At 70.0% G+C, this 17992-nt stretch carries 12 protein-coding genes; 5 read left to right on the top strand and 7 right to left on the bottom strand.

What is annotated here, in order from left to right:
• Position 1: 1 nt before the first annotated feature.
• Positions 2-1045, bottom strand: a complete 1044-nt coding sequence (hemE, locus tag OO67_RS13495) for a uroporphyrinogen decarboxylase (protein ID WP_157841672.1) — start codon at positions 1043-1045, stop codon at positions 2-4.
• Positions 1046-1203: 158 nt separating this feature from the next.
• Here hemE and OO67_RS13490 point away from each other — a divergent pair, with 158 nt between their 5' ends.
• The 5 genes from OO67_RS13490 to OO67_RS13470 all read left to right on the top strand — a co-directional run bounded on the left by OO67_RS13490 (position 1204) and on the right by OO67_RS13470 (position 7754).
• Positions 1204-1863 carry a DUF3000 domain-containing protein gene (locus OO67_RS13490; RefSeq protein ID WP_033300088.1) on the top strand — a complete coding sequence of 220 codons (660 nt, stop codon included), beginning with the start codon at positions 1204-1206 and terminating at the stop codon, positions 1861-1863.
• Positions 1864-2080: 217 nt separating this feature from the next.
• A complete protein-coding gene (locus tag OO67_RS13485) occupies positions 2081-2743 on the top strand; it encodes a helix-turn-helix transcriptional regulator (protein WP_033300087.1) in 663 nt (220 codons plus the stop codon).
• A gap of 117 nt (positions 2744-2860) precedes the next feature.
• Entirely contained in the window at positions 2861-4135 is a 1275-nt protein-coding gene (locus tag OO67_RS13480; RefSeq protein WP_033300086.1) for an HRDC domain-containing protein, read from the top strand.
• Between the two features lie 269 nt (positions 4136-4404).
• Positions 4405-5625 carry a thiolase family protein gene (locus tag OO67_RS13475; RefSeq protein ID WP_033300084.1) on the top strand — a complete coding sequence of 407 codons (1221 nt, stop codon included), beginning with the start codon at positions 4405-4407 and terminating at the stop codon, positions 5623-5625.
• Positions 5622-7754, top strand: coding sequence for a 3-hydroxyacyl-CoA dehydrogenase NAD-binding domain-containing protein (locus tag OO67_RS13470; RefSeq protein ID WP_033300080.1), 2133 nt, complete (start codon positions 5622-5624; stop codon positions 7752-7754). The genes OO67_RS13475 and OO67_RS13470 overlap by 4 nt, the downstream gene beginning before the upstream one ends.
• Before the next feature lie 121 nt (positions 7755-7875).
• Here the strand turns inward: OO67_RS13470 and OO67_RS13465 are convergent, their stop codons facing one another.
• The 6 genes from OO67_RS13465 to OO67_RS13440 form a co-directional block, all read right to left on the bottom strand.
• Positions 7876-9267: a GDSL-type esterase/lipase family protein gene (locus OO67_RS13465; protein ID WP_033300079.1), complete on the bottom strand. Its 1392-nt coding sequence runs from the start codon at positions 9265-9267 to the stop codon at positions 7876-7878.
• 21 nt (positions 9268-9288) lie between these two features.
• Complete coding sequence (locus OO67_RS13460; protein WP_033300077.1) at positions 9289-11385, bottom strand: glycosyltransferase family 4 protein; 2097 nt, start codon at positions 11383-11385, stop codon at positions 9289-9291.
• Complete coding sequence (locus OO67_RS13455; RefSeq protein WP_244300172.1) at positions 11382-13049, bottom strand: stealth family protein; 1668 nt, start codon at positions 13047-13049, stop codon at positions 11382-11384. Before OO67_RS13455 ends, OO67_RS13460 begins: the two co-directional genes overlap by 4 nt.
• 92 nt (positions 13050-13141) lie before the next feature.
• On the bottom strand, positions 13142-14752 hold the full coding sequence (locus OO67_RS13450; protein WP_033300075.1) for a sugar phosphotransferase: 1611 nt from the start codon (positions 14750-14752) through the stop codon (positions 13142-13144).
• A gap of 15 nt (positions 14753-14767) precedes the next feature.
• Positions 14768-16210 (bottom strand): stealth family protein, encoded by a 1443-nt coding sequence (locus OO67_RS13445; protein WP_244300171.1) that lies wholly within the window; start codon positions 16208-16210, stop codon positions 14768-14770.
• A 501-nt stretch (positions 16211-16711) separates the two neighbouring features.
• Positions 16712-17836 carry a PLL family lectin gene (locus tag OO67_RS13440; RefSeq protein WP_033300074.1) on the bottom strand — a complete coding sequence of 375 codons (1125 nt, stop codon included), beginning with the start codon at positions 17834-17836 and terminating at the stop codon, positions 16712-16714.
• Between the last annotated feature and the right edge of the window lie 156 nt (positions 17837-17992).

The following is a 17992-nucleotide window of genomic DNA, read 5'->3' as shown; positions in this document are numbered from 1 at the left end:
GTCAGTGCGCCGTCTGCTGGTGGACGTACTCCACCAGGCGCGTCAGTGCGTCCGGGTCGGTGGCGGGCATGACGCCGTGACCGAGGTTGAAGATGTGCCCCTCGAGACCGGCGGCGGCGTCGAGCACCTCGCGGGTCTTCTCCTCCACCGCCTCGGTCGGCGCGAACAGCACCGCCGGGTCGAGGTTGCCCTGGAGCGCCTTGCCGGGCCCGACCCGGCGGGCGCCCTCGTCCATGGGGACACGCCAGTCCACGCCGACGACGTCCGCGCCGGCCTCGCCCATGAGGCCGAGCAGCTCGCCGGTGCCCACGCCGAAGTGGATGCGCGGGACGCCGTACGACGCGACGGCGTCGAAGACCTTGGCGGAGGCCGGCATCACGGAGCGGCGGTAGTCGGCCGGGGCCAGGGCGCCGACCCAGGAGTCGAAGAGCTGGACCGCGGACGCGCCGGCCTCGATCTGGACCTTCAGGAACGCCCCGGTGATCTCCGCGAGCCGGTCGAGCAGGTCGGCCCAGAGCTCCGGGTCGCCGTACATCATGGCCTTGGTGCGCTCGTGGTTGCGGGACGGGCCGCCCTCCACGAGGTAGCTCGCGAGGGTGAACGGCGCACCGGCGAATCCGATGAGCGGCGTGGCGCCGAGCTCGGCGGTGAGCATGCGGATGGCCTCGGTGACGTACGGGACGTCCTCGGGGGTGAGGTCGCGCAGCCGGGCCAGATCGGCGCGGGTGCGGATCGGCTCGGCGATCACCGGTCCGACGCCGGGCCTGATGTCGAGGTCGATGCCGATGGCCTTGAGCGGCACGACGATGTCGCTGAAGTAGATCGCGGCGTCGACCTTGTGCCGGCGTACCGGCTGAAGCGTGATCTCGGTGACCAGCTCCGGCATCATGCAGGAGTCGAGCATCGCGATGCCCTCGCGGACCTTCAGGTACTCGGGCAGCGAGCGCCCCGCCTGACGCATGAACCAGACCGGGGTGTGCGGCACCGGCTCGCGGCGGCAGGCCTTGAGGAAGGCCGAGTCACGGGTGGCGGGGGGCGTACGCAGGCCCGAGGACGGGCCCTCCCCTGATCGGACGGAGCTGAGCTCTGGGGGAAGGTCGTTGGCACTCACGCACAGAATCTTCGCACGGAGTGACAACGAGCCGGACGCCGCATGGGTGTCCCTCCCTGCACGGCGCTCCGGTTCCGCCTACTCTTCCCCGCATGGCTCCGGCTCAGGGACAATTCTCCGATCAATCCGATGGCGCTGACGACGAGGGGGGCGCGGACGGCGACACCGCCCCGCACGCGTTCCGGTCGGCGGTCGACGCGCTGCGTTCCGCCCGTCTGCGTCCCGAACTGGAGGTCGAGCCCACACGACCGCCGCAGCGGCTCGCCCCGCACGCGTACGCCGTGGAGGCCGCCGTCGTGGAGGGCGAGGACGATCTCGCCGACGGCCGGCTGGTCCTCCTGCACGATCCGTCCGGCCACGAGGCCTGGCAGGGCACGTTCCGTCTGGTGACGCTCGTACGGGCCGAACTGGAGCCGGAGATGGCGGCCGATCCGCTGTTGCCCGAGGTGTGCTGGACCTGGCTCACGGGGGCACTGGACGCCCGGGGCCTCTCCTACGGCGAGGCCGGGGGAACGGTGACGCGCGCCGGCTCGCACTACTTCGGCGCGCTGTCCGAGCGCCGCCCGGCGACGCAGATCGAGATCCGGGCCTCGTGGACGCCGCGCGAGGGGCGCGGCGGGGTGCCGGACATGGCGGCGCATCTGGTCGCGTGGGGCGATCTGCTGTGCCAGCTGGCCGGTCTTCCGCCGTCGGGAACGGCCGACGCGGCGGTGGTGACGCTTCCCCAGCGGCGCGGACCCCAGGCCCCATAACGCTGCGTGATCTTAGGGAGAGCCGGTCGCACAGGGACCGGCTCTCTTTTCGTACAATCGATCGCGCGTCCTATTTGCCCGAATTGTTACTCACTAAATCGCGATCTTCCTCTAAAGGAGGACGCACCTGCTGCCGAAGAGGTCAATGACCCTTCAAGCACGGATCGCCCGGCTTCATCCCCGAGCCGGCCCGTCCCGCCACTCCCCAGGAGGCCTGGTGTCCGTTCTCCTCGAGCAGCCCGCAAGCCTGGTCGCCTACCGCCCGAACAAGCCGACGGCCATGGTCGTCGTGGCCGACCCGCGCGTCCGTTCCACCGTCACCCGCCATCTGTGGGCCCTCGGAGTTCGTGACGTCATCGAGGCGTCGTCCATCGCGGAGGCCCGCCCCCGCGTCGGCAACCCGCGCGACATCTGCGTTGCCGACGTCCACCTGCCCGACGGTTCCGGGCTGACCCTGCTGTCCGAGACCCGAGCCGCCGGCTGGCCGAACGGCCTCGCCCTCTCCGCCGCCGATGACATCGGCGCGGTGCGCAACGCCCTCGCGGGCGGCGTGAAGGGTTACGTCGTCACCGGCACCCGCACCAACATCGGCCACCCCACCCGCCCCGGCGTCGCCCCGATCGGCGCCAACGCCGCCCGTATGCATCGCAGGCCTCCCGGTTCCCCGAGCCACCCGGGCGGCTACCGCGAACTCTCCGGCCGTGAGGTGGAGGTGCTCCGCCTGGTCGCCGAAGGCCAGTCCAACAAGGCCATCGGCGTCTCGATGGGCCTCTCCGCCCTCACCGTCAAGAGCCATCTCGCCCGCATCGCCCGCAAGCTGGGCACCGGAGACCGCGCCGGAATGGTCGCCGTGGCCCTGCGCACAGGCATCATCCACTGACCCCCGAGCCCTGCCGGCACCTGCGCGGATGCGCAACCGGCCGGTTTACGTGCATGGCCGCCCGTCGACGGAACGTTCCGTCGACGGGCGACGCACATACACAGATACCCTTGGCATGTGACCGACGCCCAAGAGACCGCAGCAGACACCTCACTGCGAACCACCGGGGGCGCTCCCCCGGACGACGTCGCCCCGGCGCCGATCCCCTTGCTCGAACCGCGCGAGGGCATCCCCCCGGTGGTGGCGACCGACGACGCCCTGGCCCGGGTGACCGCGGCCTTCGCCGCCGGTACCGGCCCCGTCGCCGTCGACGCCGAGCGCGCGTCGGGCTATCGCTACGGACAGCGCGCCTACCTCGTGCAGCTGCGCCGCGAGGGAGCGGGGAGCGCACTGATCGACCCGGTCGGCTGCCCCGACCTGTCCGCCCTCGGCCAGGCCCTCGGCGGAGCCGAGTGGATCCTGCACGCCGCCACCCAGGACCTGCCCTGCCTGCGCGACATAGGCATGACCCCGACCTCGCTCTTCGACACGGAGCTCGCCGGACGGCTGGCGGGATTCCCTCGCGTCGGCCTGGGAGCGATAGTGGAGAACGTCCTCGGCTACGCCCTGGAGAAGGGCCACTCAGCGGTCGACTGGTCCACCCGGCCCCTGCCCGACCCCTGGCTGCGCTATGCCGCGCTCGACGTCGAGCTGCTGGTGGACCTGCGTGACGCCCTGGAGGAGGAGCTCGACCGACAGGGCAAGCTGGAGTGGGCGCTGGAGGAGTTCGCCGCGATCGCCTCGGCGCCGCCGGCCCCCCCGCGCAAGGACCCGTGGCGCCGTACCTCCGGTATGCACAAGGTGCGCCGCCGCCGTCAGATCGCGGTCGTGCGGGAGCTGTGGACCGCCCGTGACCAGGTGGCACAGCGCCGTGACATCTCGCCCGGCAAGGTGCTCGGTGACGCCGCGATCATCGAGGCGGCCCTGGCCCTCCCGGTGAACGTGACCGCGCTCACCGCGCTGCCGGGCTTCGGGCACCGCATGGGGCGCCGTCAGCTGGAGCAGTGGCAGGCGGCCGTCGACCGGGCCAGGGAACTGCCCGAGTCGGAGCTGCCGCAGCCCGGTCAGCAGCCGGCCGGTCCGCCTCCCCCGCGCTCGTGGGCGGACAAGGACCCGGCCGCCGCGGCCCGGCTGTCGGCGGCCCGCACCGCCGTGTCGGAGCTCGCCGAGCGGCTGAACATGCCGCAGGAGAACCTGATCACCCCGGACACCGTGCGCCGGGTCTGCTGGGAACCGCCCAAGGTGCTGACCCCGGAGACGGTCGAGACCGCGCTGGCCGGACACGGCGCGCGCAACTGGCAGATCGAACAGGTCGGCCCCCTGCTCCTGCGCGCCCTGGACACGAGCGCCTGACACCACTCGTGTGCACCCCCCTGCCGGATCCGGCAGGGGGGTGCACGCGTGTCGGGACCACACCCCGGGCCCCGACGTCCGGGAGGATCGATTTCACGCCAGTTACCCGGCCTTCACGGGCCACCGGCGGGGCCCCCTCCGTGTGTGACGTTCACCGCTCCGGTGGTGGGGGGTGGGCAGTCTGGTTACCCGCAAGTAGCATGAGGGTCGAGGCGCGCCGATGTGTGCGCCCGCAGCAGTGCCATCCCGCCCCCTGGAGGAGAGCCACCGTGCCTCGTACCATCCGGGACGTCGTCTTCGTCGACGGCGTCCGCACCCCGTTCGGCAAAGCGGGCCCGAAGGGCATCTACCACGAGACCCGCGCCGACGATCTCGTCGTGAAGGCCATCCGGGAGCTGCTGCGCCGCAACCCGGACCTGGACCCCGCGAAGATCGACGAGGTCGCCATCGCGGCGACCACGCAGATCGGCGACCAGGGCCTCACCCTCGGGCGTACCGCCGGAATCCTGGCCGGCCTGCCCCAGTCGGTGCCCGGTTACTCCATCGACCGCATGTGCGCGGGTGCGCTGACCGCCGTCACCGCGACGGCCGGCTCCATCGCCTTCGGCGCGTACGACGTCGTCATCGCCGGCGGTGTCGAGCACATGGGCCGCCACCCGATGGGCGAGAGTGTGGACCCGAACCCGCGTCTCGTGTCGGAGAAGCTGGTCGACGAGTCCGCCCTCTTCATGGGCATGACGGCGGAGAACCTGCACGACAGGTACCCGTCGATCACGAAGCAGCGCGCCGACGAGTACGCGGTCCGTTCGCAGGAGAAGGCCGCCAAGGCCTACGCCAACGGCAAGATCCAGCAGGACCTGGTGCCGGTCTCCGTGCGCCGTACCAACGCGGAGGCCGGTGAGACGGGCTGGGGCCTGGTCACCGCCGACGAGCCGATGCGCCCGGGCACCACGCTGGAGTCCCTGGCCGGGCTGAAGACCCCGTTCCGCGCCCACGGCCGCGTGACGGCCGGTAATGCCGCGGGTCTCAACGACGGCGCCACCGCCTCGCTCCTCGCGTCCGAGGAGACCGCCCGCGAGCTGGGCCTCCCGGTCAAGATGCGCCTCGTGTCGTACGCCTTCGCGGGTGTCGAGCCGGAGGTCATGGGCTACGGCCCGATCCCGGCGACGGAGAAGGCCCTGGCCAAGGCCGGTCTCTCCATCGACGACATCGGTCTCTTCGAGATCAACGAGGCCTTCGCCGTGCAGGTGCTCGCCTTCCTGGAGCACTACGGCATCGCCGACGACGACCAGCGCGTCAACCAGTACGGCGGCGCGATCGCCTACGGCCACCCGCTCGCCTCCTCCGGCGTCCGCCTGATGACTCAGCTGGCCCGCCAGTTCGAGGAGCAGCCGGAGGTCCGCTACGGCCTGACGACCATGTGCGTCGGCTTCGGCATGGGCGCGACGGTCGTCTGGGAGAACCCGAATTTCGACGGAGGCAACAAGTGAGCACCACCACCACTGAGCTTCTGAAGGGCGCGGCCGAGCTGTTCCCCGGCGAGGTCGTCACGCAGGCACACGTACGCCACCTCGACCTTCCCGGCGGCGCGGGCCGGTTCGCCCTCATCACGCTGGACAACGGCTTCGACCACACCAAGCCGACCACCATCGGCCCGCAGTCGCTGGCGAACCTGAACGCCGCCATCGACCAGGTCGAGAAGGAGGCGGCCGAGGGCTCGATCACCGGTGTGGGTGTCACGGGCAAGCCGTTCATCTTCGCGGTGGGCGCCGACCTCAAGGGCGTCGAGCTCCTCAAGGAGCACAAGGACGCGCTGGCCATCGGCAAGGGCGGTCACGACGTCTTCCGCCGCCTCTCCGGCCTCGCGGTCCCGACGTTCGCGTACTACAACGGCGCGGCCATGGGCGGCGGCGTCGAGATCGGCCTGCACTGCTCGTACCGCACCGTCTCCAAGGCGCTGCCCGCGTTCTCGCTGCCCGAGGTCTTCCTCGGTCTGGTCCCCGGCTGGGGCGGCTGCGTGCTGCTCCCCAACCTGATCGGCGCCGACCGTGCCGTCTCGGTGATCATCGAGAACTCGCTGAACCAGAACCGTCAGCTCAAGGGCAAGCAGGTCTTCGAGCTCGGGATCGCCGACGCGATCTTCGAGGGTGCGGACTTCCTGGAGCAGTCGCTGATCTGGACCGCGTCGGTCCTCAAGGGCGAGATCGCGATCGAGCGCCCCGAGGTCGACCGCGGTGACGCCTGGGACCAGGCAGTCGCCCGCGGCAAGGCCGTCGCCGACTCCAAGGTGCACGGCGCCGCCCCGGCCGCGTACCGCGCGCTGGAGATCATCGCCGCGGCCAAGGACGGCGACCTGGGCGCCGGCTTCGACGCCGAGGACCAGGCCCTCGCGGACCTGATCATGGGCGGCGAGCTGCGCTCCGGGATCTACTCCTTCAACCTGGTCCAGAAGCGCGCCAAGCGCCCGGCCGGCGCGCCGGACAAGGCGCTGGCCCGCCCGGTCACCAAGGTCGGCGTCGTGGGCGCGGGCCTGATGGCCAGCCAGCTCGCCCTGCTCTTCCTGCGCCGCCTGGAGGTCCCTGTCGTCCTCACGGACATCGACCAGGACCGCGTCGACAAGGGTGTGGGCTACGTCCAGGCCGAGATCGACAAGCTGCTCGGCAAGGGCCGCATCAACCAGGACAAGGCCAACCGGCTGAAGGCCCTGGTCTCCGGTGTGCTGGACAAGGCGGAGGGCTTCTCCGACGCCGACTTCATCATCGAGGCCGTCTTCGAGGAGATCGGCGTCAAGCAGCAGGTGTTCGCGGAGGTCGAGGCGGTCGCCCCGGCGCACGCGATCCTCGCCACGAACACCTCGTCCCTCTCGGTGACCGAGATGGCGTCGAAGCTGAAGAACCCCGAGCGGGTCGTCGGTTTCCACTTCTTCAACCCGGTCGCGATCCTCCCGCTCCTGGAGATCGTGCGCGGCGAGCAGACCGACGACGCCTCGCTGGCCACGGCCTTCGGCGTCGCCCGCAAGCTGAAGAAGACCGCGGTCCTGGTGAAGGACGCCCCGGCGTTCGTCGTCAACCGCATCCTCACCCGCTTCATGGGCGAGATCCAGAACATCATCGACGAGGGCACCCCGGTCGCGACGGCGGAGAAGGCCATCGAGCCGCTCGGCCTGCCGATGTCCCCGCTGGTGCTGCTGGAGCTGGTCGGGCCGGCCATCGGTCTGCACGTCTCGGAGACCCTGAACCGCGCCTTCCCGGAGCGCTTCACGGTCTCCCAGAACCTCGCTGCCGTGGTGAAGGCGGGCAAGCGCGGCTTCTACGTCTACGACTCCGGGAAGCCGGAGCTGGACCCGGAGGTCGCGGCGCTCCTCGAGCAGGGCGACACCGTCCTGACGGAGGACCAGGTCCGTGACCGCGTCCTGGACGCGGTGGCGCAGGAGATCGGCCTCATGCTGGACGAGGGCGTCGTCGCCGAGCCCCAGGACATCGACCTCTGCCTGATCACCGGCGCGGGCTGGCCCTTCCACCTGGGCGGCATCACGCCGTACCTGGACCGCGAGGGCGTCTCGGAGCGGGTCAACGGCAAGCCGTTCCTGACGCAGGGCGTGGCGAGCGTCCCGGCGTAACACGAGCCGGCGAGGACGGGCCGTACGGATCGTTTCCGTACGGCCCGTCCTCATGTGCGGGGCCGGACGGACAACAGCGCCGAGGCCGGACGGAGCGGCGGCGTGTCGTCCGTCCCACCGGTCACCAGGTACCGGTGAACGGCCTGTGGTTGCACGCCTCGCCGCACTCCTCGCGGGAGCTGCCCGCCGCCCGGATGCTGCTGTCCTCCGGGATGCCGACGACCTTGAACCGTACGCCGGCGGGAGCGGACTCCTGCGCGCCGAACAGTGCGATGACCTCGACGGTGTGGTGCCCCGCCCGCCAGCGGTGGGAGTGGGTGAAGTGCCACTCGCCCTTCTCGTCGACGGCGGTCGCGCCGATCAGCCGGCCGCCCTCCATCAGCACGACCTTCGTGGCGCCCTGCGTGCGCCCGGCGAAGCGCACCTTGGGACCCGCGAACTTGTTCTCCTTCGGTGCGGTGATGACGGGAGGCGCCACCCCGGCGATCACCTGGAAGTGCTGCTCGGCCGTCGGTGAACACCCGTCCGCCCGGAGCCCGACGCACTGGATGACGTGGTCCCCCGGGGCCCACTCGACCGCGCGGCGCCACAGCCACTGACCCGCACCGCCCACACCGGTTCCCCCGATGTACTGCCCCTGCTCGAAGAAGAGGAGGTAGTCGGTGCCCGGCGCGGCGGTGCCCGAGAACTTGGTCATGGGGCCCACCCGGGCTCCCGCGACCGGACGGGCGAAACTCGGCGCCCCACCGGTGCGCATCCCGTAGTCCAGCGCCGATTCGGGCGACTGGACCGTGAACTCGTGAGAGACCGGGGGCAGCCCTTCCGGTTCCATGAGCGCCGCGACGTCCACGTCGGCCCGGGTGAGCACGGACCGTTCGACGAGGCCGGCCACGACCAGCCGTGCGACCTCGTAGGCCCCGGGGTGGTTCAGGTGGCTGGAGTCGATGTTGCCGTCCGGGTGCAGGGGGTGTTCACCCGCGTCGACCCAGCAGAAGTACTGACGCAGCCGGGTCGGGCCGATCCGGGACCAGAGACTCATGGTGATGCCCGTGAGGTCGATCAGGGGGACGCCCCGCTCCGCGGCGACCTCCGCCATGGCGCGCGGGTACTCACCCCGGGTGTTCTTCACTTCACCGGTCGCGGAGAAGGCGTAGCGCGCCGTGGGAGTGACCATGACCGGCACCCCGCCCTCACTCCGGATGTAGTCCGTGAAGAGCCCGAGGAGCTCCTGGTACTCCGGCACCGGGACGTAGCGCATGCCGTTGTGGATCATGTGGTCCACACCGCCGAACCCGATGAGGACGACATCCCCCGCGTTCATCCGGTTCAGGAGCCCGGCGAAGCGTTCGGTGTAGTACTTGCGCGTGGTCATCGCGCTGCGCGCGTAGTTCGCGACTTCGATCGGGCCGACGAGCAGTTCCTGTATTTTCTGCCCCCAGCCGGCCATGGGCGCTTCCTGGTCCGTGCGCGGCGCCGGAACGGAATCCCCGAGGACAAATATGGTGCGGTTCATTTTATCGCCATTCAAGGAGTTCTAGCGGTCTACGACGTTCATGGCCATGGCCCCTGACGCGGAGCAGTAGGGGCGCACCCGGACGGGTTTGGCCGGGTGGACGGATACGAACTCCGACGTCTCATCCCCCACGACCGGTACCGCGGGGTACACGAACGCACCCTTGACGTCGGGAAAGTCCTCCAGGAGATGACACACACGGATCTTCCGCCAGTTGTCCGGGGAGGGCTGGAGCCACCAGTCCCAGTCCTCCCAGCGATCGAGGCGGTGGTCCACGACCTTGCGGACCGGCACCTCGGCGTGGAAGGCGTTGTTCGCGAGCACCCGGACGGGCACGGTGAAGTTGGCCGAGTGCGACCCGCGCCTGCTGATGACGAAGAGCGCACCCGGCTCGATCCGGCTCGCTCCGCAGAGGACGCCGGTCAGCGTGATGCCGTGCTCGTCGACGTCGACAGCGGTCGACTCGACGTGGTCCTGCCGCAGGACCGTACGGAGCATCAGCTTTCCGTTCGGCTGCGCGTAGGGCAGGTTCCAGCCGACGGGGCCCGGCCTGGAGCCGGCCAGGATGGCCTCCCTCGCCCCGATCAGCCTGCGCGTGTCCCGGATCCCGGCCTTCATGTGGACGTTGGCCGACTTGGCCGACGACATGGTGACCCGCCACCTGCCGTCGCCGAGATCGTCCAGGGCCGAGGGGGTCAGCGCGGCCGTGTAACGCGTGCCGCCGTTGCCGAGCGGTTTGCGGGTGGTGCGCAGGGGCATGTCCGGCAGCCGCTTCCCGTCGGACGGGTTGTGCCTGAGGACGAACTGCCAGCGGTGCTTGCCGTCCTGCGGACCCACGGCCGAGAACCTCAGCCAGCCCGCGTCGTCCGCGGCGACATCGACCGTCGCCGCCGCGATCGATACGGGCGGTACCGTCGGCTGGGCGGACACGGCCGCCGTGGTGCGGGAAGGGGTCCGGTAGGCGCGGTCCGAGGCGGACCGCCGGCGCATCGCGCCCTCGAAGAGCTCGACGTAACGTTCGGCGACCGCCTCCGGGTCGTAGCGCGCGGAATTGCGCAGGGCGGCCGCACCCATGTCGCGGCGGAGCCTGTCGTCGGACATCAGCATCCGCAGGCCCTGGGCGACGGCCTCCGCGTCCTCGGTCCGGACCAGCAGGCCGTCCTCACCGTGGCGCAGGATCTCGCGCGGCCCCACGGGGCAGTCGGTGGACACGACGGGCAGTCCGCACCGCATGGCCTCCACCAGAGTCATGCCGAAGGATTCGGCGCTGGAGGTGACGGCGGCGATCGACCCCTTGGCCCACTCCGACTCGATCGGCGAGAAACCGCCCATGAGCAGCGCACGTCCCGCGAGTCCGAGTTCGGTGACGAGCGCCCGCAGCTTGGCCGCCTCCCCTCCGTCGCCGTAGATCCGCAGCTGCCAGTCCGGGAACTCGTCGGCGAGCATGCCGAAAGCACGGATCAGCAGGTCGTAACGCTTGACCCGGTGCATGCGGCCGGCACTGACGATCACCTTGTGGGAGCCGTCCGCGGGCTCGACCACGGGGCGCGGCACGCTGTTGGGGATACCGATGACAGGGATGCCCGGAACCGGGGTGTTCTCCGCGAACGAGTGGGCGTCGGCTTCCGTGACCGTCGTCACGGCGTCGAGCCGTGGGTAGACACGGGCCATTTCGGCCCGGACGGTCGACGGGATCGCCAGATGAGTCATGTGCTCCTGGGCGACGCGCAGGGCCGAGTCACGGGTGTACCGAGCGACGAAGAGATTCAGGCTGGGCCTGGTGCCCACCACCACGTCCGCGGTGGTCCGGCTGAGATCCTGGATGATCCTCGCGTCGGTGAACTTGCTGTACTGGGCGTAGAACTCCTCCTGGCGCGGGACGACCTCACTCGGCTCGTCACTGCCGGCGGCCTTCGCGTCCGCCGATCCGGAGCGGAGGTCCACCAGCGCGCGCACCGCGATGCGCGGGGAGATCTCGAACTTCGTCGCGGTGGCCCGCCTGAAGACCGAGACGATCTCCACCTCGTGCCGGACCGCCAGCGCTTCGGCGAGGTTGATCACCGTGCGATTGGTGCCGCCGATGCCGTAGATGTTGTTGATCAGGAACGAGATCTTCATCCGGCCTCACGTTCCTTCCGCTCGAAGGGACTCGGTACCGGGAAGTAGGACTCCAGGAACGCGTTGAGCATGAGGGTCTGCCTGTTCACCTCGAACGAGTCGGAGACCGTGTCGTTGATGCAGAACGCCTGCCGGTCACGCCGGGCCAGCAGGATGCCCAGCCTCCTGGATATTTCCGGCTTCGCCAGATCGAGGTAGGCGAAACTGATCTCGGAGGGAACGGCTCGCCCCGTGAAGTACGCGTAGTAGTGGTAGAGCGAGGACGGGATGGAGATGTCGGTCGCGCTCCGGAACCTGCTGTGCGAGGTGCTGTGGTGCGCCTCGGAGAATTCCTTCTCCATCTCGTAGAGGACACTGCGCCTCAAGGCGTACGGCGCGTGCCGGAGCTTCTGCACGATGGCGGAGCCGAAACTTTCGAGAATGATCTTCCGGTTGTTCTTGCCGGCTGCGTCGACCGGCCGGTCCCCGTCGGCGACGCCCCACCTGGGAACCTGTGAGGGCGAGAAGAAGGTGCGGGTCATCCCGTTCGACAGGAAGAAGTCCGCGGGCGTGGTCGGGCAGCCCAGGAACATGTCGTCGTTGAAGTACAGGAAGTGCTCGGACAGGCCGTCGATGTGATGCAGCTGACTCTCGATGGCGTGCGAGTTGTACGTCGGGAGGGCAGCCTGGTCCTGGAATATCTCCGTGTGGTCGATCACCGTGAGACGGGGACTGCGCAGGTTGAGCCACTCGGGCCTCTGCCGGTCCGTCACCAGGTAGACATGGCGGACCCAGGGTGCGTTCTGCTCCAACGCGCGCAGGGAATAGCGGAGTTCGTCGCGACTGATGTACCGGGCCGCGTTCGCCGACTCGGCGTGGTAACCGCCGTCACCGAACTGGGCACGACGCCGCTGCCACTCCGGGGCGGATCCGTCCACCCACGTGTAGACGACGTCGACGGGAAAACGCACGTCCTCCGGCAGCACGTCGGCGCATGCCTCGATCGTGCGCACCGAGCGGGTGCGGCGGGTGTGCAGGGCGGCGAACCCCGTCAGCCGGCTGACGGGCACGCTGACCCGCGGTTCGTCCAGCGCCACGTCCTCGGTGACGCGATTGGGCCGGGGGGCGACCAGTCGGCCGCCCTCGGGACGCCAGAACTCGATGTCGCACCCGTAACGGAGGCCGAGCACGAGGGAGTTGCCCGGGTCGGCCCACACCATGCCGGTCCGCAGCACACGAGCCCGGCGGCCGGTACGACGGGCACGGGCGGAGCCGCAGAGGGACGACCTCCCGACGAGCCGCTCGCCGGAGCAGGCGGATACGTACACGGGCGCGGTGAGGCGGGTCGTCGCCAGGGCGGCCACCACACGTTCCCGGTCCGTCTCGGAGACGCCGAGGACGGATCTGAAGTCGGAGTTGCCCCGGACGGCGAAGTAGTCGATGCCCGCCTCTTCGAGCAACGAGACGATCAGCTCCAGATTCGCCTCCCGCAGGCCCAGCGGAGACGTGGTCGCACGCACGAGCGCGATCATTCCTCCCCGCCCCGAGAGGACCGCCAGACTCTCCGATGCGCGGAAGAGGTGCGGCCAGCGGCGGTGCGCCCTGCGTCCCCGGACGAACCGTGCGGTCCAGGTGAGTACGTGAAGGCGTCGCAGCAGCCCTTTGAGGCCGGTGCGCAGGCGCATGGGGACACGCCGGGCGACGCGACGTCTCAGCGAGCGCGGAACGAAAGTGCGGTACACCCCGACGACAGCGGATGCCTCCGGATTACTTGTGCTCACGTGTACGTTTCCGGGTCCTCTGGGTGACCGTGCTCGAACGGACTTGGCACGGGAAAGTAGCGGTGCAGGAAATCGACGACCGCCTTGCTGCCGCCACGGCCGAGAGCTTCGTTGCTCCCGAGCCCGAAGAACTGGAGCTGCTGCAGGTCACGGCGCACGAGGAGCCGTTCGAGCTGCAGAGCGATGCCCGGAAGGGCCGCGTGCACGACAGCGGTCGTCTCGCCCGAGGGGTCGGCGGACCCGTGGGCGTACGCGAAGTGGTGGGCCAGCCCGTCGGCCGGATGCGATCCGGGAAGCCTCGGCTGCACCTGCCCGTCGGGCGAGGGCTCCGCCACCGTCCCGCTCTCCGCGAGCCGGCCCAGGACCGAGCAGGTGAACGGCTGCGGTCCCGGCGCGAACGACTGCGTCACCGCACGGCCGGTAGCGGAATACGCGTGCACGGTCCAGGGCGCGAACGACTCCTCCGCCGTCCACATGCCCCGGCGTGGCCGGGTGGTGCCGTTGGGCGTGAAGTAGTCGAACGGGCGTGTCGGCCGGCCGAGGAGCGCACCCGGCCTGAACAGGAGGAAGTGCTCCGCGATGTCGGGCAGGAGGTGGAGGTGGCCGTCGCCCCCGTGCTGGTCCGGGACCACGACCAGCCTGCCGTCGTCGCCCTTGAGCCATGCGGGGGCCGGCGCCTGCGCCACCACGTGGACGACGTCGACCCATGGGGCGTACTGGTGGAGGGACCGCAGGGACGCCCGCAGCAGCTCCTCACCCCAGGCGCCCGGGTGCTGCCACAGCAGCACGGCGTCGACGGGGAAGGAGATCTCTTCGAGACGGGCTATGTCGAACTGCTCGAGGGTGACCGAAGGGTCCAGGTCACCGTCGATGTCGCAGTAGCCGGAGAGCCGTTCGAAGCCGATCTCGATGCCCACGGCGTCCCGGGAGACGACGCGCTGGACACGGTTGGGGCGGGGCCCGACCAGGCGCTCGTGCGGCAGATCGTCGTTGACCGTCCAGAACTCGATCTCGATGCCCTGGTCCTCCCCCACCCAGAGGTTCTCGGTGGGTTCGGTGCGCAGCCAGGTGAGCCGGATGACCTTGGCCCGGCCGTAGTTCTTCCAGGCTTTGAGGTGACTCCCCGGGACCAAGCGGGTGTCGTTGTTGACGGGGGACGCCGAGACGACGTATCCGGTGTGCTCCTCCAGCAAGGCACGGAGCACCCTGCGGACCTGCCCCTTGTCCTGCTGTTCCACGGCAAGGCAGATGCGCCGGTCGTCGAGGGCGGGCACGGCGAACCAGGGGATGTCGGCTGCGTCCAGAGCCGCGGTCACCAGATCGTGGTCGAGGCGGCGCGCCAGATCGACGGTCAGGCCTTGGTGCACGTGGCCGACACGGCCGTCCGGTGTGCGCGTCCTGCGCTCGGAGGCACTCGCGAAGTCCCCTTTCCTGACCAGCCGCAGCGCGCGTCTGTGCAGGCGCGCCTCGCGGCGGTTCAGGGTGCGCACCAAGCCGCCCTTGACCTTGCGCCGGACCCCGGGCGGCACACGGCTGCCCGCGACGGCACGCACCGGCTGGGGGATGATGCGTTTGTAGACCCTGGCGGCCGAACTCGAATCGGTCATGTCATGAACTCCGATTCATCGCTCGTAGGGACTGGGAACTGGGAAGTAGGCGTTGAGGAATCCGTCGAGCAGCTCCTGCTGCGCCTCGATGTCCTCCGGCGTGGAGAAGGCGTCGTTCAGACAGAAGGAGTCCTGGCTCCGGCTGTCGAGGAGCCGCTGCAACCGGTCCGCCAGATCGGGAACAGCCAGCTGGAGATAGGTGAACGGCATGGACCCCGGCTGGGCACGGCCGGTCAGTGCCGCGTAGTAGAGCCCGAACGACGAGGTCGTGGACAGGTCCGTCATCGCCCGGAAGCGGCTGGCGGCCGTTCGGGCCCACGCCTGCGGGAAGTCCTGTTCGGCCTCCTCCATCGCGCTGCGTCGCAGCGCGTAGGGGATGTGCTCCATCGGCTGCGTGATCACCCGGCCGAAACGTTCCTTCAGGAGGGCGCGGTTGTTCTTGCAGGCCGCGTCGACCGGGGTGTCGGTCTCGACGACCGCCCCCTGCGGTATGCGGTTGCGCGAGGGGAAGTACCGCGCCGTTCCGCTCGGCGTGAAGAAGGCGTGCGGTGCCACGGGCCGGCCGATGAACATGTCGTCGTTGAAGTACAGGAAGTGCTCGGACAGGCCGTCGATGTGGTGCAGCTGGCTCTCGATCGAGTGCGAGTTGAACGTGGGCAGGTCGGCGGCGTTCCGGAAGACCTCCCGGTGACTCACCACCCGGATGCCGGGTACGTCCTCGCGGAGCCACACCGGAACCTGGTCGTCGGTGACGATGTAGATGTTGCGGATCCACGGGGCGAACATGTGGAGGGACCGGACCGAGTAGCGCAGTTCGTCGCGGCTGATGAAGCGCGCGTCGCTCGCGGACTCGGCGTGGTAGACCTCACCCTTCGCCGCGGCCTTGCGCTGCTGCCAGGCGGGGTCGTTCCCGTCGACCCACGTGTAGACAGCGTCCACGGGGAAGGCGATGTCCTCGACACAGCTCACCAGGAACTCGGGCCTGGTGGCGAGCGGGGGCGCCTCGTGCGGTGAGGTGTGGTCGGACACGAAGCGGCTGAACAGCCGCGGAGCTCCGAGCACGTTTCCGCCCTCACCCGACACCGCCCAGGTGACCCTGTTGGCCCGGGGTGCGACGAGGTGCGTCCCGTGCCACCTCCAGAACTCCACCGTGCAGCCGTACTCGTGGCCCAGCAGCAGATGCCTGCCGGGGTCGGTGCGATACCAGCTGGCCCGCACGGCGGACGCCGTACGGACACCGCGCCAGGCCTTGGGGTCACGGGACGAACGCGGAGCGACCGGCGCCGACGCCTGCGGGTCGATGACGCTCAGGTGACCCGCGTACTGCCCCATGCCCCTGAAAAGGGCCCCCAGGACGACTTCGCGGTCCTCCTCGGCCACCGCCATGACGGTCCCGTGGTCCGACGAACCACGCACGGCGAAGAAGGAGACACCTGCCGACTGAAGCAGGTCCGCCACGGCGGAACGATTCGCCTCTCGAGCTCCCAGAGGGGTGAGTCCCGGCTCGACATAGACGTCGTCCGTCGCACCGCCGGACGCACTCGGCTGCCGGGGGGAGGAGGGTGCCGTGGGGAGGGGACCCGGCACGTGGCCGGGAAGCGTCTCCATGACAGGACCGACAGTTGGCCCAGGAAAGATCGTCACACCCGCCACCCCCCACCCGGGCCGGACAAACGCCGCCGCACGCCATCACTCCTTGGTCTGCCTGCGGTCGCCGACCAGCAGAGCGCTACGCGCATCCCCCGTGGATGCCGCCACCCTGTGCGGCCGATTCGACACAAGCAGTCATGGATGACAACTGAAAGAACCTTCAACTTTCACAGAGCGGTCACATCTTCATCAGTTGTTGGCCGTGTGTCAATGTCCGACCCGAAAGCCACAAACCGCCAAAAGTGGCGATATGGAGGACACATCGACCATGGCGCCCATGACCGACAGGCCTCGGGCACGGGGCGGGTGTCAGAGGCGCTCGGCGGGTCCCATGGCCAGGCCCGGTTCGGAATTCTGGCGCGCGATGTACGGCGCCCCGTCGGCGCCGATCACCCCCAGCACCACACGCCCCATGCTGTCGATCGCCAACGCCGGGGGCATCCCCGTCCGTTCGCCGGTCGGCGACCACCACAGACCGCCTGCCTCGTTCTCGGTACCGCACGCCGCGACCATGACGTGACCGTCGGGGTCCCGGTGGGCCAGGACCGTGCAGTCGTAGCCGTCGAGCGCGGCCCGCAGGACGGAGACCGGCCCTTCGGCCGGGGCGCCGCCCAGGGGGATCACCCAGCCCCCGAGGCGATAGGCCACCACGCCCCCCGTGGCCGGATCGGTCCAGTAGTACGTGCACCGGCCCGGGGCCGTCTCCAGCGCCGTCACGCTGGCCGGCGCCATCTGGACGGGTATGTCCTGCTCCCGCGAGAAGCTCCCGTCCGGAGATGTCTGCCGCCAGTGCATCGCGGAGCCCGGTCCCTGGACGAGGAGATCGACAGCTCCGGAAAGACCCAGGGTGACCGCGATCCCCTCCTCCGCGCCACGGGCGTTCATGTTGTGCCACGACTCCCATGTGCCGGCCTTGTCGTCCCGCCGCAGCATCACGCCCCCGGCAGCGGTGCGCACGAAGAAGTGCACCAGCCCCGACGGGCTGACGGTGCCGACCGGCGCGCCCATGCCGGATGCCTGGTCGGTGTTCTTGCGCGGATTACCGAGGGAGTGCCACCCGCTGAGCGCGCGGCCGCTCTGGTACTGGATGGCATGCATCACATCGACGACGGGCGGCCCGTCCTTCGTCGGAACCGAACGGCGCCCGAGGAAGTGCACGTAACCGTCGGCGCCCTGCGCGAGGGAGAGGTGCGTCAGGTGAGCGATCTCGAAGAGGTCGGGGCCGGACCATTCCGGCCCGCCCGGCCGCGTCTCCGTCCACCGGAGCACTCCGTCGGTGTGGCGCGCGTAGGCGGTCAGCCTCCCGTCCTTGCCGCGCACCAGCCACTGCCCGTCGACGGCTGCCACGACCGTGTGACGGTCGTCGTTCCGGTGCTCCCGAACAGCTCGCACGGAGGTGGCCCCCCGGTCGGCGCGCCCAGACTTGACCCGCATGATGTGAGGTCGTCCTTCCCATGATTTCCCCGCCCGGCCCCGGATCCGGCACCGGCTGCTGCACGGCCACGTCAAGGACGCACGACGGGTCTGGCACCGACCATCATAGAATCCGCGTTCGATCGACACCGCCTCGCCGCCGGGTGTTCACTTTCC

It is taken from the genome of Streptomyces atroolivaceus (genome assembly GCF_000717025.1).
GTDB lineage: Bacteria > Actinomycetota > Actinomycetes > Streptomycetales > Streptomycetaceae > Streptomyces > Streptomyces atroolivaceus.
Note: the sequence above shows the minus strand (reverse complement) of the source record. Positions and strands in the feature narration are given on the sequence as shown.